21 protein-coding genes and 1 tRNA gene are annotated in these 23,051 nt (G+C 63.1%); 5 read left to right on the top strand and 17 right to left on the bottom strand.

All coding sequences use genetic code 11. The features are described 5' to 3' along the window. The first annotated feature begins 45 nt into the window (after positions 1-45). Entirely contained in the window at positions 46-519 is a 474-nt protein-coding gene (gene smpB, locus RM530_RS14885) for an SsrA-binding protein SmpB (protein ID WP_311366045.1), read from the top strand. A gap of 15 nt (positions 520-534) precedes the next feature. Here smpB and RM530_RS14880 read toward each other — a convergent pair whose 3' ends face one another. After that, a complete protein-coding gene (locus RM530_RS14880) occupies positions 535-975 on the bottom strand; it encodes a hypothetical protein (protein WP_311366044.1) in 441 nt (146 codons plus the stop codon). Beyond that, positions 950-1,177: an FAD assembly factor SdhE gene (locus tag RM530_RS14875; RefSeq protein WP_311366043.1), complete on the bottom strand. Its 228-nt coding sequence runs from the start codon at positions 1,175-1,177 to the stop codon at positions 950-952. The genes RM530_RS14880 and RM530_RS14875 overlap by 26 nt, the downstream gene beginning before the upstream one ends. 83 nt (positions 1,178-1,260) lie before the next feature. Here RM530_RS14875 and RM530_RS14870 point away from each other — a divergent pair, with 83 nt between their 5' ends. Further along, the gene (locus RM530_RS14870; protein ID WP_311366042.1) at positions 1,261-2,025 is read left to right on the top strand and encodes an NYN domain-containing protein; all 765 of its coding nucleotides are present in this window, start codon (positions 1,261-1,263) and stop codon (positions 2,023-2,025) included. Between the two features lie 134 nt (positions 2,026-2,159). Here the strand turns inward: RM530_RS14870 and RM530_RS14865 are convergent, their stop codons facing one another. The 6 genes from RM530_RS14865 to RM530_RS19050 all read right to left on the bottom strand — a co-directional run bounded on the left by RM530_RS14865 (position 2,160) and on the right by RM530_RS19050 (position 6,366). Next, positions 2,160-2,939 carry a succinate dehydrogenase iron-sulfur subunit gene (locus RM530_RS14865; protein ID WP_349256256.1) on the bottom strand — a complete coding sequence of 260 codons (780 nt, stop codon included), beginning with the start codon at positions 2,937-2,939 and terminating at the stop codon, positions 2,160-2,162. Positions 2,940-2,947: 8 nt separating this feature from the next. Further along, complete coding sequence (locus RM530_RS14860) at positions 2,948-3,487, bottom strand: DUF2939 domain-containing protein (protein WP_311366041.1); 540 nt, start codon at positions 3,485-3,487, stop codon at positions 2,948-2,950. Between the two features lie 18 nt (positions 3,488-3,505). Further along, positions 3,506-5,293 (bottom strand): succinate dehydrogenase flavoprotein subunit, encoded by a 1,788-nt coding sequence (gene sdhA / locus RM530_RS14855; RefSeq protein ID WP_311366040.1) that lies wholly within the window; start codon positions 5,291-5,293, stop codon positions 3,506-3,508. Next, complete coding sequence (sdhD, locus tag RM530_RS14850; protein WP_311366039.1) at positions 5,293-5,676, bottom strand: succinate dehydrogenase, hydrophobic membrane anchor protein; 384 nt, start codon at positions 5,674-5,676, stop codon at positions 5,293-5,295. Before sdhD ends, sdhA begins: the two co-directional genes overlap by 1 nt. A gap of 10 nt (positions 5,677-5,686) precedes the next feature. Beyond that, positions 5,687-6,088: a succinate dehydrogenase, cytochrome b556 subunit gene (gene sdhC / locus RM530_RS14845; protein ID WP_311366038.1), complete on the bottom strand. Its 402-nt coding sequence runs from the start codon at positions 6,086-6,088 to the stop codon at positions 5,687-5,689. Between the two features lie 83 nt (positions 6,089-6,171). After that, positions 6,172-6,366 carry a DUF1674 domain-containing protein gene (locus RM530_RS19050; RefSeq protein WP_432276106.1) on the bottom strand — a complete coding sequence of 65 codons (195 nt, stop codon included), beginning with the start codon at positions 6,364-6,366 and terminating at the stop codon, positions 6,172-6,174. A gap of 282 nt (positions 6,367-6,648) precedes the next feature. On the opposite strand from RM530_RS19050, the gene ygfZ reads away from it, so the two are divergent. Then, positions 6,649-7,428, top strand: a complete 780-nt coding sequence (gene ygfZ, locus RM530_RS14835) for a CAF17-like 4Fe-4S cluster assembly/insertion protein YgfZ (RefSeq protein WP_311366036.1) — start codon at positions 6,649-6,651, stop codon at positions 7,426-7,428. 76 nt (positions 7,429-7,504) lie between these two features. Here ygfZ and lysS read toward each other — a convergent pair whose 3' ends face one another. Continuing rightward, positions 7,505-9,004 carry a lysine--tRNA ligase gene (lysS, locus tag RM530_RS14830; protein WP_311366035.1) on the bottom strand — a complete coding sequence of 500 codons (1,500 nt, stop codon included), beginning with the start codon at positions 9,002-9,004 and terminating at the stop codon, positions 7,505-7,507. 34 nt (positions 9,005-9,038) lie between these two features. Continuing rightward, positions 9,039-10,134, bottom strand: a protein-coding gene (gene prfB / locus RM530_RS14825; RefSeq protein WP_311366034.1) for a peptide chain release factor 2 whose coding sequence is annotated in 2 segments (ribosomal slippage) — positions 9,039-10,061 and positions 10,063-10,134 — 1,095 coding nt in all. Because the reading frame shifts where the segments join, the coding sequence is not laid out codon by codon here. A 197-nt stretch (positions 10,135-10,331) separates the two neighbouring features. Here prfB and RM530_RS14820 point away from each other — a divergent pair. Then, entirely contained in the window at positions 10,332-11,531 is a 1,200-nt protein-coding gene (locus tag RM530_RS14820) for an OmpA family protein (RefSeq protein ID WP_311366033.1), read from the top strand. A gap of 290 nt (positions 11,532-11,821) precedes the next feature. Here RM530_RS14820 and RM530_RS14815 read toward each other — a convergent pair whose 3' ends face one another. From RM530_RS14815 to RM530_RS14795, 5 genes are all read right to left on the bottom strand, one after another. Then, positions 11,822-14,896 carry an efflux RND transporter permease subunit gene (locus RM530_RS14815; RefSeq protein ID WP_311366032.1) on the bottom strand — a complete coding sequence of 1,025 codons (3,075 nt, stop codon included), beginning with the start codon at positions 14,894-14,896 and terminating at the stop codon, positions 11,822-11,824. A 13-nt stretch (positions 14,897-14,909) separates the two neighbouring features. Next, positions 14,910-16,061, bottom strand: a complete 1,152-nt coding sequence (locus RM530_RS14810) for an efflux RND transporter periplasmic adaptor subunit (protein WP_311366031.1) — start codon at positions 16,059-16,061, stop codon at positions 14,910-14,912. A 39-nt stretch (positions 16,062-16,100) separates the two neighbouring features. Beyond that, positions 16,101-17,423, bottom strand: coding sequence for a TolC family outer membrane protein (locus tag RM530_RS14805; protein ID WP_311366030.1), 1,323 nt, complete (start codon positions 17,421-17,423; stop codon positions 16,101-16,103). A gap of 414 nt (positions 17,424-17,837) precedes the next feature. Further along, complete coding sequence (gene folD / locus RM530_RS14800; RefSeq protein ID WP_311366029.1) at positions 17,838-18,692, bottom strand: bifunctional methylenetetrahydrofolate dehydrogenase/methenyltetrahydrofolate cyclohydrolase FolD; 855 nt, start codon at positions 18,690-18,692, stop codon at positions 17,838-17,840. Between the two features lie 334 nt (positions 18,693-19,026). Then, a tRNA-Pro gene (locus tag RM530_RS14795) sits at positions 19,027-19,103 on the bottom strand. Positions 19,104-19,274: 171 nt separating this feature from the next. Between RM530_RS14795 and RM530_RS14790 the strand changes: the two genes are divergently transcribed. Then, positions 19,275-20,264, top strand: a complete 990-nt coding sequence (locus RM530_RS14790; protein WP_311366028.1) for a glucokinase — start codon at positions 19,275-19,277, stop codon at positions 20,262-20,264. Positions 20,265-20,287: 23 nt separating this feature from the next. Here RM530_RS14790 and eda read toward each other — a convergent pair whose 3' ends face one another. Beyond that, positions 20,288-20,914 (bottom strand): bifunctional 4-hydroxy-2-oxoglutarate aldolase/2-dehydro-3-deoxy-phosphogluconate aldolase, encoded by a 627-nt coding sequence (eda, locus tag RM530_RS14785; RefSeq protein ID WP_311366027.1) that lies wholly within the window; start codon positions 20,912-20,914, stop codon positions 20,288-20,290. A 22-nt stretch (positions 20,915-20,936) separates the two neighbouring features. Continuing rightward, on the bottom strand, positions 20,937-22,805 hold the full coding sequence (edd, locus tag RM530_RS14780; protein WP_311366026.1) for a phosphogluconate dehydratase: 1,869 nt from the start codon (positions 22,803-22,805) through the stop codon (positions 20,937-20,939). Positions 22,806-23,051: the final 246 nt, after the last annotated feature.

Raw genomic sequence — 23,051 nt, 5'->3', positions numbered from 1 at the left:
CCGACGATGCCTCACGCCACCCGCCGGTAAGCATATAATTTTTCGATGAGCCAAAAGACCAAGGACGCGGGCGAACGGCAGATCGTCGTCAATCGCCGTGCGCGCCACGAGTATTTCATCGAAGAGCAATACGAGGCCGGACTCTCGCTGCAGGGCTGGGAGGTCAAGAGCCTGCGCGACGGTCGCGGACAGATCGCCGAAGCCTACGTGATCATCCGCAACGGCGAGGCGCTGCTGGTGGGCGCGCACATCACGCCCCTGCTGTCAGCCTCGACCCATGTGGTGACGGATGCCACACGCAGCCGCAAGCTGCTGCTGCACGATCATGAGCTGTCCAAGCTGATGGGCAAGGTCGAGCGTGCCGGCTATACGCTGGTGCCGCTGGACATGCACTGGACGCGCGGCCGCGCCAAATTGCAGATCGGTCTGGCCAAGGGCAAGAAACAGCACGACAAGCGCGCGGACGTGAAGGAGCGCGACTGGGCCCGCGAGAAAGGTCGCATCCTCAAGCACGGCTGAGCCGATCGTTTCGCACTAGACCACGGACAGGCGCGCGTGCAGGCGCCGCAGTTGTTCCGGCGGCAACTCGTCGCCGAGCAGAATGCGTGTTCCCAGACAGCAGTGCGATTCGGCGTCCTCGAAACGCAGGATCAGCAACGGTCCGCGAATCAGGCTGTCACCGCGCAAGCGCACCCCGTCATGCCGGTCAGCTGCGGCGTACACGGTCCAGCGGCCATCGGGGTGCCAGATCATGCGGACCAGGGCCCGAGGTCCGGCACCGAAGGCCGGGTGACGGCGACTCAACCACCACGAGGCGCCAATCGCGCCGGCCACAACCAGCATCGCCGGACCGCGCTGCATCGCCAGCGGCAGAATCATCAGCGCCAGTGCGTGCAGCACCCACAAAAAGCGATGAAGTCCGGCCGAGCGCCCTGGACGCAGTTCCAGGCTATCGGCGAAGCCCGGCGATGGCATCGGCCAGAGGCCCCTGCGGCGGTTGCGAATACCCCATCAGCCAGGACCAGATGTCGGGATCCTCACAGGCCAGAAGATCGACGAACGCCGCACGCTCGCTGGCCCGGGCCTGCGACCATTGGTTGTCGAACCAGCGTGTCAGCAGCACGTCCAGCTCCTTCATGCCGCGCCGCAGGCGCCAGCGAATCTGCGATTCGTGCATAGTGTCCGGGTCGTCAAACAAGAGCGCGAATCATAGCAGCCCGTCGTCCCGGCCCGGCTGTACGCGCCCAGCCGGAAGCTGCGATGAACAACACGCAAACACAGCAAGCCCGCCTCGCCGTCCTGATCGATGCCGACAATGCCCAGCCTTCATTGATCGAGCGTCTGCTGGCCGAAATCGCCAAGTACGGCCTGGCCAGCGTCAAGCGCATCTACGGCGACTGGACGCTGCCGAATCTGCGTGGATGGAAGGACGGGCTCGCGGTGCATGCGATCCAGCCGATCCAGCAGTTCCGCTATACCGTCGGCAAGAACGCCACGGACAGCGCGATGATCATCGACGCCATGGACCTGCTCTACACCGACCGCTTCGACGGTTTCTGCCTGATCTCCAGCGACAGCGACTTCACGCGCCTCGCCTCGCGGATCCGGGAAGCAGGACTCACGGTCTACGGCTTCGGCGAGCGCAAGACGCCGACGGCCTTCGTCTCGGCCTGCGACAAGTTCATCTACGTGGACGTGCTGTCCGCGCCAGAACTGGACGACGACGATCAGGACGCGCAACCCAAGCGCAAGGACAGCGCCTCGCTCAAGCGCGACGCGCGCCTGGTCCGCCTGTTCCGCGACGCGCTGGATGCCAACGGTGATGACGAAGGCTGGGCGACGCTGGGTGCCGTGGGCAGCCATATCGCCAACCAGGCGCCGGACTTCGACCCGCGCAACTATGGCTACAAGAAGCTCGGCGAACTCGCCAAGGCGCTGGGGGTTTTGGAGGTGGACGTGCAGACGGTGGGTGCCACCGGGCAGAAAGCGATCCGCATACGCATCAAGCAGCGCAAGAGTCGGTAGCCACACAACTTATGGGCTCGCGCAGAGACGCGAAGGCGCAAGGAACATCAAGAGCTTATTGGGTCTGCAAGCCTATCCTTGCGCCTTCGCGTCTCTGCGCGAGTACAGCGCTCTTCAAAGGCGTCCCAGCAATCTCAGCCGCGACGCTCGACCAGCATCTTCTTGGTTTCGGCGATCGCGCGCGCCGGGTTCAGACCCTTGGGGCAGGTCTTGGCGCAGTTCATGATCGTGTGGCAGCGATACAGCTTGAACGGATCCTCGAGCTGATCGAGCCGTTCGCCGGTGGCCTCGTCACGCGAGTCCACCAGCCAGCGGTAGGCCTGCAGCAGTATCGCCGGGCCGAGATAGCGATCACCGTTCCACCAGTAGCTCGGGCAGCTGGTCGAGCAACAGGCACAGAGTATGCACTCGTAGAGACCATCCAGCAGTTCGCGATCTTCCTTGGTCTGCAGGCGCTCGCGCGTCGGCGCCGGGGTGTCGGTCTTGAGCCAGGGCTCGATCGATTCGTACTGCGCATAGAAGTGCGTCATGTCCGGCACCAGGTCCTTGATCACCGGCATGTGCGGCAGCGGATAGATCGCGACTTCGCCCTTGACCTCGTCGCAGCCCTTCAGACAGGCCAGGGTGTTGGTGCCGTCGATGTTCATCGCACAGGAACCACAGATGCCCTCGCGGCAGGAGCGGCGGAAGGTCAGTGTGGCGTCGATCTCGTTCTTGATCTTGATCAGGGCATCGAGAACCATCGGGCCGCAGGCATCCATATCGATATCGTAGACATCGACCGTGGGATTGCTGCCGCTGTCCGGGTCATAGCGGTAGATCTTGAAGCTGCGCACATTCGTGGCGCCCTCGGGTGCCGGAAAATGCTTGCCCTTCTGAACCTTGGAATTTTTCGGCAGGGAAAACTGAGCCATGACCACTCCTAGCTGTATCGGCCGGCCGCGCCACGCCACATCGCGTGCTCGTCGGCATCGGCCATCGATTCTATGTCCACCAGCGACCAATGCAGGCCCTGACGTCGCATTACCAAGCGGTACGGTTTGCCACTGGCGGGCAAGACGCGTGCCGAAAACTCTGAACTCGACTCGAAAGCGGCGCCGAGAAACTCTCCATCGAGCGGGCAGCCCCGTGTGGCGTCACCGGACGCGCTGTCGCGACAGGCCATCTCGATCATGCCCTCGGGCGTGCTCGCCTGTTCCAGCTTGTACTCGGCGATCCGGCCCGCGACAACGGAGCGCAGGGCGCCGAGGGGCTTGTCCTCGCTGCGCTCGTCGATCCTGCGCCGGGCCTGAGCCCGCAGGTTCTGGCGCAGCGTTTCAAAGTCCACCACCGCGTCCAGCTTGGCGGTGTCACCGGACTCGATCGCCGCACTGAGCCTGGACAGACTCAGAAACGGCAGCGCGACGAAACCGCCGACCAGCACGGCGGCGAGCACGACCAGCAGCAGCAGGATTCGCCCCATCGCGCGCGGTCCCTTCGATCAGTAGACGCGGGCCTTGGGCGGTACCACTTCGGTTTCATCGTCCAGCGTGTACATGTGCACCGGCCGGAAATCGATCTTCACGTCCGTGGCACTGGTACGCCAGGCCAGCGAATGCTTCATCCAGGATTCATCGTTGCGGTCCGGATAGTCTTCGCGCGCGTGTGCGCCGCGCGATTCCAGCCGGTTGCCCGCCGAGCTGATCGTGACCAGGGCCTGGCCGAGCAGGTTGTCCAGCTCCAGCGTCTCGACGAGGTCCGAGTTCCAGACCATCGAGGAATCGGCCAGCTTCACGTCCGAGAACGAGCCGATCACGTCCTTGAGCTTCTCGATGCCTTCGGACAGCGACTCACCGGTGCGGAACACGGCCGCATGATTCTGCATGGTGCGCTGCATGTTGCTGCGGATCGTCGAGGTGGACGTGGAACCCTTGGAGTGACGCAGCGCGTCGAACCGGGCCAGCGCCCGCTCCTCGGAGTCCTTGGAGATGTTCTTGTGCGCACCGCCCGGCTTGACGATCCTGGCCGCATGCAGTGCCGCGGCGCGACCGAACACCACCAGGTCCAGCAGCGAGTTCGAGCCCAGTCGATTGGCGCCGTGCACCGAAACGCAGGCCGCTTCGCCGACCGCCATCAGGCCCGGAATCACGGTGTCGTTCTGACCGTCCGTGCAGGTCACCACTTCACCGTTGAAGTTGGCCGGGACGCCGCCCATGTTGTAGTGCACCGTCGGCAACACCGGAATCGGCTCCTTGGTCACATCGACGCCGGCAAACACGCGGGCGGTCTCGGAGATGCCCGGCAGGCGCTCGTGCAGCACTTCGGGGCCGAGGTGTTCGAGGTGCAGATGGATGTGGTCCTTGTCCGGACCGACGCCGCGCCCTTCGCCGATCTCGATGGTCATGGCGCGCGACACCACATCGCGTGAGGCCAGATCCTTGCGGTTCGGCGCGTAGCGCTCCATGAAACGCTCACCCTCGGAATTGGTGAGATAGCCGCCCTCGCCGCGCGCACCTTCGGTGATCAGACAGCCGGAACCGTAGATGCCGGTCGGGTGGAACTGCACGAATTCCATGTCCTGCAGCGGAATGCCGGCGCGCAGCGCCATGCCGCCACCGTCGCCGGTGCAGGTATGCGCCGAGGTCGCCGAGAAGAAGGCGCGACCATAGCCGCCGGTGGCCAGAATCACCGTCTGCGCACGGAAACGGTGCAGCTGGCCGGTCGACAGATCCCAGGCGAGCACGCCATGCACGCTACCGTCGGTGTCGGTCAGCAGGTCGATCGCGAAATACTCGACGAAGAACTCGGCACGCGCTTTCAGCGACTGCTGGTACATCGCGTGCAGCATGGCGTGACCGGTACGGTCGGCCGCGGCACAGGTGCGCTGCGCGGTGCCTTCGCCGTAGTGCGTGGTCATGCCGCCGAACGGACGCTGGTAGACCTTGCCTTCTTCGGTACGCGAAAACGGTACGCCCCAGTGTTCGAGTTCGATGATCGCCGGAATCGCCTCACGACACATGTACTGGATCGCGTCCTGGTCGCCGAGCCAGTCCGAGCCCTTGACGGTGTCGTACATGTGCCAGCGCCAGTCGTCCTCGCCCATGTTGGCGAGCGCAGCGGAAATGCCGCCCTGCGCCGCCACGGTGTGGCTGCGTGTCGGGAACACCTTGGTGATATTGGCGGTTTTCAGACCAGCCTGTGACAGGCCGACGGTGGCGCGAAGCCCGGCGCCGCCGGCGCCGACAACGATGACATCGTATTTGTGATCAACGATCTCGTAAGCGGACATCAAATGCTCCCGAACGCAATTTTCAGAACGGCGAAGATGGCGGCGACGGCAAGCACCGCGCAGGCCAGCTTGACGGCGATGATGCTGGCGATTTTCTTGAATTCGCCGGACACGTAGTCCTCAAGCACCACCTGCAGCCCCAGGGCGGAGTGATACAGCGTCGTGCCGATGAACAGCACCAGCAGCACCGTGACCCAGGGTTGACGCACCCAGGACACGAACTCCAGATAGGGCGCATCGGACATGCCGGCCACGCTGTACATGAACCAGATCACCAGCGGTACCAGGGCCACGGCGGAGACACGCTGCACCCACCAGTGCTGCACACCATCCTTGGCGCTGCCGAGGCCGCGCGCACGCGAAAGCGGAGAACGAATGCTCATGGACGGCCCCTCAGAGACAACAGGCGACGAGCCAGACGCTGGCTGTCAGCACGATGGAGACAATGACGACGGCATAGCCGGTCGCGTAGACGGTCTTGAGATCGAAACCGCGGCCGAGATCCCACCACAGGTGGCGCAGACCGTTGCACAGATGGAAGCTCAGCGCCCAGGTGAAACCGATCAGAATGATCTGCCCGTACCAGGCGGACGCGCATTCGCTGAATGCGGCATAGCTTTGTTCGCCGGCGGCAGCAGCCATCAGCCAGGCCACCAGAAAGATCGTACCGACCGACAGGGCAACGCCCGTCAGGCGATGCGTGATCGACAGCATGGACGTCAATTGGGGCTTGTAATAAGGCCCGAGCATGAACGGTGACAGCGGCCGGCTCGTCTGTGCAGACTTCGCGCTCATTCCGACTCCCAGAAGTAAGGGACGTGAATCGTCAGGTTTTTGGATTCGGTTCGCATGCCCCGCGAACCGCTGAACAGTATCGATCAGAAATCGATACAGCGGCCTTTTTTCTCCCAATCACCAAACCGTGTTGGTTCGGTCCCGTCCTTGCGTCCGCCGATTTCACGGGGACGTGACGGCTTCTCGATCCCGGCTTCTGGTCCCTGGACAGGCGTCTGCACGATGATCGAGAGCTTGCGGCTCTCGTCCCCTGCATCCTTTTTGCTTTCGGAATTCATCGATACGATCTGGAGAAGGCGCGGTAGTTTGACAAATTCCGTCACCACACCGCAACGAAGATCGTGTTCGAACCCTGTCTTTGGATGTCCTGGAGGCGTTAAAATTTGAACGGCATGCTCGACTATATCCGTGTTCACTGCCGTCCCCTGCACGATCTCGGACTGATTCGTGTGGCGGGAGATGATGCCGTCTCCTTCCTGCAGGGCCAACTCAGCAACGATGTCCGACGCCTCAGCGAGACCCGGGGCCAGATCACCAGCCTCAACAGTCCCAAGGGCCGCATGCTCGCGGTGATTCATGCGTTCGTTCGTCCTCACGGCATCTATCTTGAAATGCCGGGATCGCTGGTGACGCCGACGCTCACCCGCCTCAAGATGTTCGTGCTGCGCTCCAAGGTGACTCTGGAGGACGTGTCGAACCGCTTCACGATCTACGCACTCGGCGGCGCCGATCAGAAGCGCCTGCCGCGCATCGCCCGCGAGCTTCATCTGCCGCGTGAAGCCTTCGGTACGCTGACCTTCGAGAACGTGAGTTTCATGCGGCGCTGGGACGATCTGCCGAGATTCTCGGTCTACCGCCTGCGCACGCCCAACGAAGACGCCGGTGACGAAGCGCCCGTTCCCGGCGGCGATACCGAATGGCGAATCTCGGATATCTTTTCCGGCACACCGGTGGTCTATCCGGAGACCCAGGACCATTTCGTGCCGCAGATGGCCAACCTCGACCAGATCGGTGGCATCGACTACAACAAGGGCTGCTACACCGGCCAGGAAGTGGTGGCACGCGTGCACTATCTCGGCGCGGTAAAGCGCCGGATGTACCTGATCCGGGCAGAACAATTGCTGTCGCCCGGCACCAGCATCCACGACGGCAGCCCGGACGGTCCTGCGGTCGGTGAAGTCGTCGATTCGGTGGTCCTGCCGGATGGCGAAGTCTGCGCCTCCGCCGTGCTGCAGATCTCGCACGCGGAATCCGCCCAACTATGCACCGCGCAGGGGCCGCTACGCCATGCGCTTGCCTATGAATACTCGCCGCGCAATGTCACCGAGGGCAATGGCTGATTGGCGGCTTGGCGGCGTGAGGCGAAAACAGCGGGGAGGCCTTGGGTTACCGTCGAGGCTTTCGTTATCTCTGTTCTCAGCTTTCGGGCCGCATCTGCGGGAACAGCAGCACGTCGCGGATCGAGGGACTGTCGGTGAGGAACATTACCAGCCGGTCGATGCCCAGGCCCGCGCCGGCGGTCGGCGCCATGCCGTATTCCAGGGCGCGCACGTAGTCGGCGTCGTAGAACATCGCTTCATCGTCGCCGGCATCCTTGGCATCGACCTGCTCGCGGAATCGTGCGGCCTGATCGTCGGGGTCGTTCAGCTCGGAAAATCCATTGGCCAATTCCCGTCCGCCGATGAAGAATTCGAATCGGTCGGTGATCGAGGGTTGCTCGTCATTGCGGCGTGCCAACGGTGACACCTCGGCCGGATATTCGGTGATGAAAGTCGGGTCCATGAGCTTGGACTCGACGGTCTTTTCGAAGATTTCCGTCAACAGCTTGCCGAAGCCATGGCCGGCCTTGACCTCAAGGCCGAGGCGCTGGGCCACATCGGCGAGATAACCGCGCTCCTCAAGCCGATCCGCGTCCAGCTCCGGGTTGAAGCGCATCACCGCGTCCTTCATCGACAAACGCAGAAACGGCGTCGCCAGATCGTACTCGCGCCCCTGGCAGCTCAGCTTGGCACTGCCGCAGACGCTCAGCGCCACATCTCGCACCATGTTCTCGATCAGGTCCATCAACTCGCGAAAGTCCGCATAGGCCTGGTAGAACTCGAGCATCGTGAACTCGGGGTTGTGCCGGATCGACATGCCCTCGTTGCGGAAATTTCGATTGATTTCGTAGACCCGTTCCAGACCGCCCACGATCAGCCGCTTGAGATAGAGCTCCGGCGCGATGCGCAGGTACAGGTCGCGATCGAGCGCGTTGTGATGTGTCATGAACGGACGTGCCGTGGCACCACCGGGAATCGGCTGCAACATCGGCGTTTCCACTTCGAGGAAACCAAGCGCATCCATGAACTGGCGGATGAAACGCACGATCTGGCTACGCTTGACGAAAGTCTCGCGGACCTCCGGATTGATGATCAGGTCGACGTAGCGCTGGCGATAACGGGTTTCGGTATCGGTCAGGCCGGCCCATTTCTCGGGTAGCGGGCGCAGGTTCTTGCTCAGCAGTTCGATCGACTCGGCACGCACGGACAGCTCGCCGGTCCTGGTTTTCATGAGGCTGCCGCGCACGCCGATGATGTCGCCGATGTCCCAGGTCTTGAAGTCCGCGTAGATCTCCTGGCCCAGCAGGTCGCGCTGCAGGAAGGCCTGTATGCGGCCCGATCCGTCCTGAACGGAGGCGAAACTGGCCTTGCCCATGATGCGCTTGGCCATCAGGCGGCCGGCGATCGCGAAGCTGTACGCACCCGCCTCCAGGGCCTCGGCCGAGCACTCGCCGTAGGCGCCATGCAGGTAGTCCGCCGTGGCGTCGCGGCGATAGCCGTTCGGATAGGCCCGCCCTTCTGCGCGCAGCTTGTCCAGCTTGTCGCGGCGCTGGGCGATCAGAAAGTTTTCGTCTTGCGGCTTGGTGTCGTCGGTCATGTCTGCGTCGTTTTGCGGAAATTTTCCACGAGTCTTACAGGCCCTGCTTGAGACTTTCCTCAATGAAACGGTCGAGGTCGCCGTCGAGCACGCGCTGCGTATCTGAAATTTCCAGTCCGGTTCGCAGATCCTTGATGCGCGACTGGTCGAGCACGTAGGAACGGATCTGATAACCCCACTCGATGTCGGTCTTGGCGTCTTCGATGCGCTGCTTTTCGGCGTTGCGCTTCTGCATCTCCTGCTCGAACATTTTTGCCTTCAGCATCTTCATCGCGCGATCGCGGTTCTGGTGCTGGGAGCGTTCGGTCTGACAGGCCACGACAATGCCGGTGGGGCCGTGGGTGATGCGGATCGCCGATTCGGTCTTGTTGACGTGCTGGCCGCCAGCGCCGGATGAACGATAGGTATCGACTCTTAGATCCGCCGGGTTGATTTCGATATCGATGCTGTCGTCGACTTCCGGAGACACGTAGACCCCGGCAAACGAGGTGTGCCGACGTGCACCCGAATCGAACGGCGACTTGCGGACCAGGCGATGCACGCCGGATTCGGTGCGCAACCAGCCATAGGCATACGGCCCCTCGATAAACAGCGCCGCGCTCTTGAGCCCCGCGACTTCACCGTCCGAGCGTTCCAGCACTTCGACCTTGAATTCATGATCGTCGGCCCAGCGCAGATACATGCGCAGCAGCATGTCAGCCCAGTCCTGCGCCTCGGTGCCGCCGGAACCGGACTGGATGTCGACATACGCATTGGCCTCGTCCATCTCGCCGGAAAACATGCGCCGGAATTCGAGATCGTCGGCCTGCTTGCGATAGTGGGCGACATCTCGCGCCACCTCCTCGACGGTCGCCTCGTCGTTTTCCGCCGCGGCCATCGCCAACAGCTCGGCCGCATCGCTCAGGCCGCCGGCGGCCTGGTTGATCGGCTCGACGATGCCCACCAGGCGTGCGCGTTCCTTGCCGAGCGCCTGCGCGCGTTCGGGGTCGCTCCACACATCGGGTTGCTCAAGTTCCGCATCGACTTCGACGAGCCGGTCACGCTTCAGGTCGTACTCAAAGATAGCCCCGCAGTTGCGCAAAGCGCTCCTGCAGGGCCGTAATCTCACTCTTGATCGGGTTGATTTCCATGGAACGCTCGTAATGTCACGACGGACCCAGTCCGACGGTCTAGGATTTACGGGGCGCGCAGTGTAATGCAAGCCGGCGGCGCTGCTATAGTTCCGGCTGGCAAACGCCAGGCGCAAACGCTCACGGGAGAGGCTATGAAAAAAGGACAAATGCAGTCCTGGGCAGGCTCATACACAAAATTCATTCTGGCCGCGAGCATGCTCGCGGCCCTGGTCGCCTCGCCGGCACAGGCCGATCGCGACCAGCGCGCCTACGTGGCACCGATGTTCTCGTACGCGGTCGCCGATGGTGATCGTCTCACCGAAGATGGACTCGGCGCACAGCTCAGCTTCGGCATACCGCTGACCTACGGTCTCAACGTCGAACTCACCGGCTTCTTCAACTCCTTCGAGTCGGACTACGACGTGTCCGGCAATACCGACAAGGCCGACTTCAAGGGCATCGGCCTCGGCGCCATGGTGTTCCCGATGCGGAGCCTGCCCGGGCTGTACGGCATCATCGCGGCCTACTACGGCCAGACCGACGACGCACCGTGCGAAATTCAAACCGGCCTGGCCAGCTGCAATCACAACTACGACAGCACTGTGGGCGACGCCGGTCTTGGCTACCTGTTTTCGCTGGGAAACGACCTCAATGGCGCGTCTTTGCGCGTCGAGGCGCGCTACCGCATGGATTCGCACGAAAACGAGTTTGCCGGCCGTGGCGGCGACAATGCCTTCTATGACGGCGTCTTCAATATCGGCCTGCAGTTTCCGCTCGGCCACTATCCGGATGTGGAAGAGCCCGCACCCGAACCGGTTCAGGTGGTCGACGTCGACAGCGATGGCGACGGCGTTCCCAACGACACCGACAAGTGCCCGAACACGCCCAAGGGCGCCCTCGTGGACGACTATGGTTGCGAACTCGATTCGGATGGCGATGGCGTGGTCGACCGCATCGACCAGTGTCCGGACACCCCGCCGGGCACCGTCGTCAACGAGACCGGCTGCGCCCTGAGCAGCTGCCGCGCACCGTTCCCCGGCGAACCGGTGGACGAAAGCGGCTGTGCCAGCGGCGATGTCGTGGTGCTGCGCGGTGTCACCTTCGAATTCGACGAAGCGCGCCTCACCGCCAACGCGAAGGTGATTCTCGATGGCGTGGCCGACACCCTGCTGTCGCAATCGGACATGGAGGTCGAGATCGGCGGACACACCGACAGCCGTGGCAGCGACAGCTACAACCAGAAGCTCTCCGAACAGCGGGCGATCGCCGTCAAGGAGTACCTGACCGGACGCGGTGTCGACGAGGCCCGCATGAGCACGGCAGGTCATGGCGAGTCCTCACCGATTGCCGACAACGACAGCGACGAGGGACGCGAGCTCAATCGGCGTGTCGAGCTGAAAATTCTCGGCGAATAGTTCGTCCTGATGATGTGGGAAGCCCCGTCCCGGCGGGGCTTCTTTTTGGGTTCTCGCCCGGGTCGGTTGCAGTGCACTCCATTGCCGTCGTTCCGGACGGCTGCGGACCTGATTCGGAATCCACTTAGCGGCCCGAGACCTCGCGTGAATTCCGGGTTCCAGAAAGGCGGGGTCCCGGAATGATGGGCACCCACCGCGTGACAGCGCGCGCCGGTAATGGCGGAACGTTTGCGCTTATCGCAGAGCCGATACCATCACCCGCACCTTAACAATGGATGCCGGCAAGCCACTCAAGCTTCAGCTGCACTGTGATCGCTGCCCAGATACATGTACATCGTCGGCACCACGTACAGCGTGAACAGGGTGCCTACGGTCATGCCACTGGCAATCGTCAGTCCCATCGCGAAGCGCGACACGCCTCCGGCACCGCTGGCGATCAGCAGCGGCACCATCGCGATCACCAGCGCGGCCGTGGTCATCAGAATCGGTCGCAGACGAATCGAAGCGGCTTCCTCGATCGCCTTGCGCTTGTCGTAGCCTTGCACCTGAAGCTGGTTGGCGAACTCCACGATCAGGATGCCATGCTTGGCGATCACGCCGATCAGCGTCACCAGGCCCACCTGCGTGTAGATATTGATCGACGCGCCCGGCACCCAGAAAAGGCCCAACAAATTGATGAAGATCAGCGCGCCGCAAATCGACATCGGCACCGTCACCAACATGATGACCGGATCGCGGAATGATTCGAACTGCGCCGCGAGCACCAGGTAGATGATGATGATCGCGAAGGCGAAGGTCAGCAGCAAGGCCGAACCCTCGTTCTTGAACTGACGCGACTGACCAGCATAGTCGATCGAAAAACCGGACGGGATCGTCTCGCGCGCGATCTGCTCCAGCGTCGCAATCGCATCACCGATCGCGATGCCGGGGCGTTGCATGCCGGACACCGTTGCCGCATTGAGCTGTTGAAACCGATTCAGCACCTGCGGCTGTACGGAATGGCTCAAGGTGGCGAAGGTGGATAGCGGCACCAGGGAGCCGTCACGCGCCCGCGTGTAGTAGTCCTCGAGCTGATCGGAATTCAGACGCTTGGCACGCTCGACCTGCGGAATCACCTTGTAGCTGCGATTCTCCATCGAAAAGCGATTGACGTAACCGCCGGACAGCAGGCTCGCCAGATCGCCACCGATCTGTGTCATGTCCAGACCCAGGGCCGCCGCCTTGTCGCGGTCGATTTCCACGCGCGTCTGTGGACGGTCGTACTTGAGGTTCGAATCGATGAATATGAACTTGCGGCTCTCGCGCGCCTTGCTCAATACGTCCTGCACCACATCGTAGAGAACTCGCTGCGACTGCGTGGTGCCGATCACGAACTCGATCGGAATGCCCTGCCCTGCGGTCGGCAGCGACGGCGGCTGAAAGGTCTGCACCTGCATGCCGGGAACCTGGCTGCCCGCCACCTGCAGCGCGTTGTTGACCAGGTCGGTCGTTGACACATCACGCTGATCGTACGACTTGAGCATGATGCCGGTGAATCCGGAGTTGTTGTTCATCCCCCCGAAGCCGGTGACCATGAAGAAGCGGTCAATGGCCGGTTGCTGCTTCAGCCGCTCGCTCCAGTCCTGCGCGTACTTTCCGAAGTAGTCGATCGTGGCAAACGGGTCGGTTTCCATCACCGACACCGCGAACCCGCTGTCCTCGGCCGGTGCCAACTCCGACGGCGCCGACACGAACAGGAAGTAGCAAGACACCAAGACGACGGCACCGAATATCGCGACGACGATCTTGGTATCGAGCATGCTCGACACTGAACTGCGATAGCGCAACCGCAGGCGCTCGAAATTGCGGTCGAGGAAGGCGGCAAAGCCCTTTTGCTCCTCTTCCGGCCGCCGCGCCTTGAGCAGCTTGGCGCACATCATCGGTGACAAGGTCAGCGCCACCACGCCGGACAGCAACACGCTGCCGGCGAGCGTGAACGCGAATTCGGTGAACAGCTTGCCCGTGAGCCCTCCCAGAAAGCCGATCGGCAGGTACACCGCGACCAGGGTGATCGTCATTGCCACGATCGGCCCCACCAATTCGCGCGCGCCCTTGATCGCCGCATCGAACGGCTTCATGCCGTCTTCGACATGCCGATACACGTTCTCCAGAACGATGATCGCGTCGTCCACCACCATGCCGATCGCCAGGACCATCGCCAGCAGCGTCAGCAAATTGATCGAGAAGCCGAACAGCAACATCATGAACAGAGTCCCGACCAGCGACAGCGGCACCGTTACGGCCGGGATCAGGACGCTGCGAATCGAGCCCAGGAAAAGGTAGATCACGATCACCACGATCAGCACCGCTTCGATCAGTGTGCTGATCACCTCGTCAATCGCGTCTTCGATGTACTCGGTTGCGTCGTAGGCGACCGTGCCGCTCATCCCTTCCGGAAGCTGATCGACGATGCTTGGCCACACATCGCGTACGCGCTTCATCACATCGAGCACGTTGGCGTCGGGCGCCACCTCAATACCGATGAAGGTGGCGCGATCTCCGTTCCAGAACGAGAGCGTGTTGTGGTCCTCGGCGCCGAGTTCGACGCGTGCGACATCGCCCAGTCGCACGATGGAACTGCCGTCCGAGCGAATCGCGAGCTGGCGGAATTCCTCCGCAGTGCGCAGATCGGTATTGGCCGTCAGATTGACCTGGACGTAGCTGCCCTTGGTCTGGCCAACAGCCGCCAGAAAGTTGTTGGTCTGCAGCGCCTGGCGCACATCACCCGCCGTCAGGTTGAAGGCGGCAAGACGTTGCGGCTGCAGCCAGATTCGCATCGCGAACTGGCGGGAACTGAGCACATTGGCGCGTTGAATTCCTTCCAGGGTGGTCAACTGCGGTTCGACCACACGCAACACGTAGTCGGTCACCTCGTTTTCGGCCAGCACGTCGCTGTAGAACGACAGGTACATGGACGCCGTGTCAGCGCTTTCCGCCAACTGCACGACCGGGTCCTCCGAGCCTTCAGGCAGCTCGTTGCGCAGCTTGTTGACCTTGGTGGAAATCTGCGTCAACGCTTCGCCCGGATCGGTGTCCAGACGAAGGTAGGCGTTGATCGTGCTGACGCTCTGACGACTCGAAGACACCAGATAGTCGATGCCTTCCGCCGAGGCGATTTCACGTTCCAGCGGTGTCGTGATGAAGCCTTCGACCAGATCGGCGTCGGCGCCGACATAGGTCGTGGTGATCGAAATCTGCGCGTTCTGGATTTCCGGGAACTGCCGCACGCTCAGATCGGTTGCCGAGCGCAGGCCCAGCAGCAGAATCACCAGACTGACGACTGTCGCCAGGACCGGCCGCTTGATGAAGGTATCGGTAAAGGCCATGACGGATGCGGCCTCAGGAATCTGCGGGATCAGGCGTGAGCGTGGGCTCCGGCTTGTCGCTGTTGTCGATCTTGACCGCAGAGCCACTGTGCAGGCGGAACAGCCCGGTGGCGGCCACCTCTTCCCCACCCTCAAGTCCATCCGTCACGGCGATGAAGTCGCCACGTGCCTCACCGGTCTTGACGAAACGTTCACGCACCGTGAAAACGTCTTCGGGCACGGGTTCATCGCCCTCCCCGGCTGACTGGCCCGACTTCGCCTGCACGATGTAAACCGTGTTTCCGTAGGGGCTGTAGGCGATCGCGTTCTTGGGCAGCTCGATCACCTGGTTCTGCCCCGGCAATGTGACCGCGACATCGGCGAAGGCGCCTGGACGCAGCCGGCCGTCCGGATTCGGCAGCCGCGCGCGCAGCTTGAAATTGCGCGTCGACACGTCCACCTGCGGCTCGATGGCGACGACCTTGCCGGTGAAGCTCATGTCTTCGAAGGCGTCGATGCGGACGGTCACCTCGTATCCGGCCTGAAGCTGGGACAGGTAACGTTCCGGCATCGTGAAGTCCACATACACCGGGTCCAGCGACTGCAGCGGCACGATCGCCGCGCCCGGATCGAGATACTCACCGAGATTGATGCGGCGGATGCCGAGTTCACCGTCGAACGGCGCCCGGATGGTCTTCTTGTCGATCATCGCCTGCTGGGCACGCACCTGGGCCTGCGCCGAGTCATGCGTCGCCTGAGCCTGCTCCAGATCGGATTTGGAGAGCGTATCCAGTTTGTAGAGCCGCTCTATACGCTTGAGGCTGGTTTCGCTGAGTTTGGACTGCGCGCGCAGGTTTTCCAGCGACGCGGACTCTGAACTGACGTCGAGCTGCACCAGCACCTGCCCGGCCTTGACCTGCGCGCCGGACTCGAAGGCGATCGACTTGACCTGGCCTGCGACCTCGGTGGTCACGTTGATGCCATTGACCGCCACGATCGTTCCCACCGCGGTCAGCTCGTTGGGCCAGATTGCTCTCTCAGCACGCGCCGTGGTGATCGTCACCGGCGGCTGCTGCATGTTGTCGAAGAATTCCTGCACCCCCTTGCCAATCACGAACTTCAATGCGAACAACCCGCCGAACAGCACGACGACGATCGTCAGCATGATGATCATCCGCTTGGTCATGTCTGATACACCTTTCGATTCATGTTCTGCCGCGATGCCTTACGGCGATGGCGTGTTGTTGACCAGCAGACGGTCGACCTCGACGAAATCCTGGCGCCTGAGTACACCGACCACCTGCTTGAGTTGCAGTATGTTCAGCAGCAGCTGATAGCGCGTCTGGTTGAGGTTGCGCTGAGCCTCGACCACGGAGGATCGCGCTTCCAGCACGTCGGTGATCGTACGGGTGCCGGCATCGTAGCCGTTCTGAGTGGCGGTCTCCGCCACCCGCGCCGAATCCAGTGCACGAACATAGGCCTTCGCTTCCACGTAGCCGGTTTCGACATCGCCGAACAGGCGGCGTACCTCCTGCCGGATGCTCAACTCCAAGCGTCGCAATTCTGCCTGCGCGGCGCGATAACGCGCGTCCGCCTGCCGGATCTGGCTGGCGTTGATGCCGCCCGCATAGATCGGAACATTGAGTTCGACACCGATTCGCGCATCGTCCTGGGTCTGGCCGAAGTCGTATTCACTGCTGTCGTCGCGGCCCGCCGAAGCGACCATATCCACCGTCGGGGCACGGGCGGCCTTCGAGGATTTAAGGTTGGTCCGCGCAATCGTGACCGATTCGCGCTGACCGCGCAGCGCCGGACTCGTCGCCAGGGCGCGTTCCCTCCAGGGCTCCAGCTCCATCGGCTGCAACGCCGGAAATTCAGTCTCGGCCGACAGCCGGGGCAAGGCTTCGACGCGCTCACCGGTCAAGGTTTCGAGCGCATCACGCGCCGTCTCCAGTGCGCGCTTCGCCGTGATCAAACGCGCCTGCGCCAAATCATCGCGGGCCTGGGCCTCGCGCAGGTCGGTTCCGGGCACGAGTTCCACGTCATGACGCTTTTGCGTGTCTTCGAAGGCCTCACGAATCGCAGCGGCTTCACTTTGCGCCAGATTCAGTCCGTCTTCCGCCAGCAGAACATCGAAATAGGCCGTCGCCACCTCAGACATGATCGCCAGCGTGCGCTCGTCGTAGCTGGCCTGCGCCTGAGCCTCGTAGGCCGTGGCCCGGTCGCCCTGAGCCGACCAGTCCAGACGGAACAATGGTTGGCGCAACTGCAGGCTCGCCGACCAACTTGGATAGTCATCTTCGGAGCCGCCGAACACGCCATCCGATTCGGTGTGTGCGTAGGCCGCACCGCCGATCGCCGAAATGCTGGGCCGCCGGTTGGAACGCTCCTGCTCGGCCAGCTCGCGGTCGGCCAGAAACTGCGCCTCGGATGAGACGACCGCCGGCGCGTACTGCAAGGCCTGATCCAGCGCCTCGCTCAAACTGGTGGTCGCCCACGCAGAGCCGGACAACGCGATGGAGGCGATCCCCAGCAGCGCTTGCCTCATCGATTTTGTCCCCCTAGGAAATCTTGGCATTGGTCATTTTTATAGGAGCCTGACGCCCGAACATGTCAGCAGGACGCCTGCTTTGCCGCCGTGGACCCGAGATTCGCCCCCGCACCGAATAGTCCAAAAACACCAAGCCGCTGCGGCCAATCCGCTTTTTGACCGGTGGCACCCGCTCCGATGCGGATGGGTGCCGACGATCTTGATGCCGGCGAATTATGAACGCCGCTCTGCACCGCAACAAGCGCGGTACCATCGCGATGAGCGGATCGTCAATTCCTTGGCAAGTGTCCGCTAGCCTTCCTCGAACTGACGGGCTGCGATTTCAGGAAAGCTTCAAAGCTTCCCCGCCTGCAAATTCCACCAATGGACGACAGTAATTCAAATACTAATATTCAAGCGACAATGCCTGATCTAGGCCTGCCGCCGTTCTGCGGCGACCAGCGTGTTCTGCATCAGCATCGCCACCGTCATCGGCCCCACCCCGCCGGGCACGGGCGTAATGAAGGCGGCGCGGCGGCGTGCCGCCTCGAATTCGCAATCCCCGACCAGACTGCCGTCCTCCAGACGGTTCATGCCCACATCGATCACGGTCGCGCCTTCGCGTACCCATTCCCCGCGGACCAGCCCCGGCTTGCCGACCGCGACCACCACGATGTCGGCGTCGCGTACGAAATGCTCGAGATCGTGCGTGAATCGGTGCGCCACAGTCACCGTCACGCCGGCCAACAGCAGCTCCAACGCCATCGGCCGTCCGACGATGTTCGAGGCACCGACGACCACGGCGCGGCGGCCATAGAAGGTCTCTCCGACCGATTTGAGCAGCTCTATGATGCCCAAAGGGGTGCACGGCCGCAGCGCAGGATTGCGCTGCACGAGGCGACCGATGTTGTACGGATGGAATCCATCCACATCCTTGTCCGGACGGATGCGCTCGATCAACGCGTTGGCTTCAAGGTGCTTCGGCAATGGCAGCTGTACCAGAATGCCGTCGATCGAATCGTCCGCATTGAGCCGGTCGAGTTCGGCCAGCAGTTCGACCTGGGACACGCTGACCGGCAGTTCGCAGGGCACCGAGCGAATGCCAAGCTTCGCGCAGGCCTGGCGCTTGTTGCGCACGTACACCTGAGATGCCGGATCCGCGCCGACCAGCACCGTGGCCAGCGCCGGTGCTCGCAAACCGGATTCGACACGAGCGGCGATGGCAAGCCGAACGCGTTCATGGATAGTGGCGGCGACGGCGCGACCGTCGATAAGCTGGGCTGGCACGGGTTCGAAAACGATTCGTCGGAAGACAGAAGGAAGTTGGGCGGCGGTGCACCCGGTCGGGCGCCGGCGGGCGCGTGATTATAGGCACAGCGCGCTGCTTCCAGAACCGGAACCGGCCAAGCCCCCCCGGACCGCGCAGCTGATGGCCCCATCGCTACTGATTCGGGAGACGTTCGCCACCGAAACATATCACCCGGCCTCAGGTCTGCCCCGAGATCCCGCGATCGCCGCTCCCACACCGATGGACACCAATACATCGGCGCCCGAAACTGCGGGATGTCGATACCGCGAACGTGGCCGCGACTCGCACCAAGGCGCAAGTCACTCAAATAAATGGTCGGGGCGACAGGATTCGAACCTGCGACCCTCTGCTCCCAAAGCAGATGCGCTACCAGGCTGCGCCACACCCCGACGAAGTGCGGGCGGATTATCCGGGCGCGGGTATGCGCGGGTCAATCAAAAGCCGTGGTGATCAAGACCTCATGATCAAGCTTGGGCTCATTGAGTCGCTGGTAACATTGACGGAATCGCCCATCCCGTATAGTCCGAACCCGTTTCGCACCGACTCCAACAGGCCTGAGCATGACCTCCACTGCGATAACCGAGACCTACCCGCGCCTGATCGGAGACATCGGTGGCACCAATGCGCGCTTCGCGCTGATTCAAGCGCCCGGCGAAAGCTTCGGTACGCCACAAGTGCTGCCCACCGCCAACTTCGAAACGCTGGAAGCCGCGATCCTTCATTTTCTGGACGGCGTGGACGGCGTGCGGCCGCGCTGGGGGGCGTTCGGTATCGCCACCCCGGTGACGGGCGACCACGTGAAGATGACCAATCACCACTGGGCCTTTTCCATTGAAGCCCTGCGCAAGGCGGTCGGTCTGGACCGTCTGTGGCTGCACAACGATTTCACGGCACTGGCCTTGTCGCTGCCGGTGCTTCCACGCGAGGAACTGCGGCAACTGGGCGGCGACAAGCCGGCGCAGGACGCCCCACTTGCGCTGCTCGGCGCCGGCACCGGGCTGGGCGTCTCCGGCCTGTTCATGGTCGACGGCAAACCGGTTCCGATCAACGGCGAAGGGGGTCATGTCACGCTGCCAGCTTTTGACGAACGCGAAGCCACACTGCTGGGCATGATGAGAGACGGCGGAACCCATATCTCGGCAGAGCGGGTTCTGTCCGGCCCGGGCATGCAGGCGCTCTACCAAACCATTTGCGCACTCAACGGGCAGGAACCCGAACCGCTGTCCGCGGCCGATATCAGTCGCCGCGGTCTCGCGGACGACTGTCCGATGTGCGCCTCAAGCTTGCGCACCTTCTGCGAAATGTTGGGCACGGTCGCATCCGACCTGGCGCTGACGCTGGGCGCCCGCGGCGGTGTTTACGTGGGCGGTGGCATCGTCCCGAAACTGGGCGAGTACTTCGCGCAATCGGGCTTTCGCAACCGCTTCGAGAACAAAGGGCGGTTCCGCGAATACCTGGCGCCGATCCCGGTCTACGTGATTCATTCCCGGTATCCGGGGCTGATCGGCGTCGCGCACCAGCTCGAATTGGATGCCGCGCGCGAAACCTGAGGGCGCCGCGCGCGCTCAGCCGCTCAGCTTCTTCGCAAAGCCTGCGTTTCCGCTGCCAGACGCGTGATCGCTGGCCAGTCGCGAGCCTGCACCGCTGACTTCGGCGCCAGCCAGGAGCCGCCCACACAGGCCACGTTCGGCAGGGCCAGGAACTGCGGCGCGGTAGACACATCGATGCCACCGGTTGGGCAAAACACCAGATCCGGGAATGGGCCGTGAAAAGCCTTGAGCATGGCCATGCCACCCGCCTGCTGCGCCGGGAAGAACTTGAAGGTGTCGTAGCCCTCGGCCAGGCCGCTGAGGATGTCAGAAGGCGTCATCACACCGGGCAGCAAGGGCAATCCAGCATCGCGCGCCGCCGCCAGCAAGGCTGGGGTCGCGCCCGGGCTGACGCCGAAACTGGCCCCGGCTTCGATCGCCAGGGCAATGTCGGCGATCGTCGTCAGGGTTCCGACGCCGACGATCGCGTTCGGTACTTCTTCAACAATACGCCGCGTCGCCTCAAGGGCCGCCGGCGTGCGCATCGTGATCTCCAACAGGCGCACGCCGCCGTCGACCAGCGCACGCGCCAGCGGCACCGCCGTATCCAGATCGTCGATCACCATCACCGGGATCACCGGCTGAACCGCAAGGAGTTCTCGGGCATTCATTTCGACATTCTCCGATCCTGAATCAGGACGTGACAGTGGACTCGACGCCGACCGGGGCGCCGGTCGGTTCGGGCGCCGGGCCGAAACTGACCGCACCCTGCTCCGCCCCGGTGGCCACGGCCCGGAAACTGGCAAACAGCTCGCGCCCCATGCCCCAGGCGTTCTGTGTCAGTTCGGGAATGGCGACCTCGCGCTGCAGAAAATCACTGGCTGCCACGTCGACATCGAGGCGGCCGCGCTCCGCATCCAGGTGGATCATGTCGCCGTTGCGGACACGCGCCAAGGGGCCGCCGCCCAGACATTCCGGCGTGAGGTGAATCGCCGCCGGCACCTTGCCGGAGGCACCGGACATACGGCCATCCGTGACCAGGGCCACATGATGGCCCTGGTCCTGCAGCACGCCCAATGCCGGCGTCAGCTTGTGCAGTTCCGGCATGCCGTTGGCGCGCGGCCCCTGGAAGCGCACCACCGCCACGAAGTCCCGATTCAGTTCGCCGTTCTTGAACGCCGTGAGCAAATCGTTCTGATCGTCGAACACCACCGCCGGCGCCGACACCTTGCGATGTTCCGGCTTGACCGCGGAAACCTTGATCACGCCACGTCCGAGGTTGCCGCTGAGCAGACGCAGGCCACCGTCCCTAGAAAACGGTTCAGCCGTACCGCGCAGCACCTCGGTGTCGCGACTGAGATCGGGCGCTGCCCGCCAGATCAGCTCGCCGTCCTTGAGGAACGGCTCGCGCGTGTAGTGCTCCAGCCCTGGTCCCATCACCGTGTTCACGTCCGGGTGCACGAGTCCGGCCTGCAACAATTCGCGAACCAGAAAGCCCATGCCGCCGGCCGCGTGAAAATGATTCACGTCAGCGCTGCCGTTCGGATAAACCCGCGCCAGCAGCGGCACCACCGCCGACAGCTCGTCGAAGTCGCTCCAGTCGATGACGATGCCGGCGGCGCCGGCCACCGCCACCAGATGGATCGTGTGATTGGTGGAGCCGCCCGTCGCCAGCAGCCCGACGATGCCGTTGACGATCGCCCGCTCGTCAATCACTTCGTGCATTGGAATGTACTGATCGCCCAAAGCGGTAATCGCAGCGCAGCGCTGCGCTGCGGCGGCGGTCAGCGCATCCCGCAGCGGCGTATTCGGATTGACGAAGGCCGCGCCCGGCAGATGCAGCCCCATCATCTCCATCAGCATCTGGTTGCTGTTGGCCGTGCCGTAGAACGTGCAGGTACCCGGACCGTGATAGGACTTCATCTCCGCGTCCAGCAACTCAGCCCGGCTCACCTTGCCTTCGGTATAGAGCTGGCGGATACGCGACTTCTCGGGATTGGACAGCCCCGAAGTCATCGGCCCGCCTGGTACGAAAATCGTCGGAAGATGTCCAAACTGCAAAGCGCCGATCAGCAGACCCGGCACGATCTTGTCGCAGACGCCCAGGCACAGCACGCCATCGAACACGTTGTGCGACAAGGACACAGCCGTGGCCATCGCAATCACGTCGCGCGAGAACAGCGACAGTTCCATGCCGGACTGGCCCTGAGTCACGCCGTCGCACATCGCCGGGACACCGCCGGCGAACTGCGCCACTGCCCCGGCCTTGCGGGCGGCCTGCTTGATCAGCTCCGGAAACCGCTCCAGCGGCTGATGGGCCGACAGCATGTCGTTGTACGCCGAGACGATCGCCAGATTCGGCCATTGCGCGCCGCGCAGCGAATCCTTGTCATCCGGCTCCGAGGCCGCGAATGCATGCGCCAGATTGGTACAGGAAATCTGATGCCGGGTGGCGCCCGCCTCGGCCGCCGCACGCCGATGGCGCAGGTAATCGGCACGGCTCGTGGCGCTCCGTTCCCGGATGCGCTCGGTGACGCGGATCAAGGCATCATGCGTGGCCATATTGAATCTCTCCTGTTCACGGGCCCAGGCTCGCCGGAGCCCCGGCGCTCGGCAAGCCTGCTTTCGCCGCAAGCGGCCCGTCTCCTGCGGAATACAATGCAATTCGGCAGCCATGTTAGCGCGCGTTGCCGCGACTGTTCGGTAAGCGTTCAAACCGCAGCGCAGTTGCCCCCACGCTCAATGTCTGATCGGAGCGGATTGTCGGCGAAGCGGACTTTCCACTCCCTCGGCGTGAGTTCGTTCACG

It is taken from the genome of Banduia mediterranea (assembly GCF_031846245.1).
Taxonomy (GTDB): Bacteria; Pseudomonadota; Gammaproteobacteria; order Nevskiales; family Nevskiaceae; genus Banduia; species Banduia mediterranea.
This window is presented reverse-complemented; position numbering and strand designations above follow the sequence as displayed.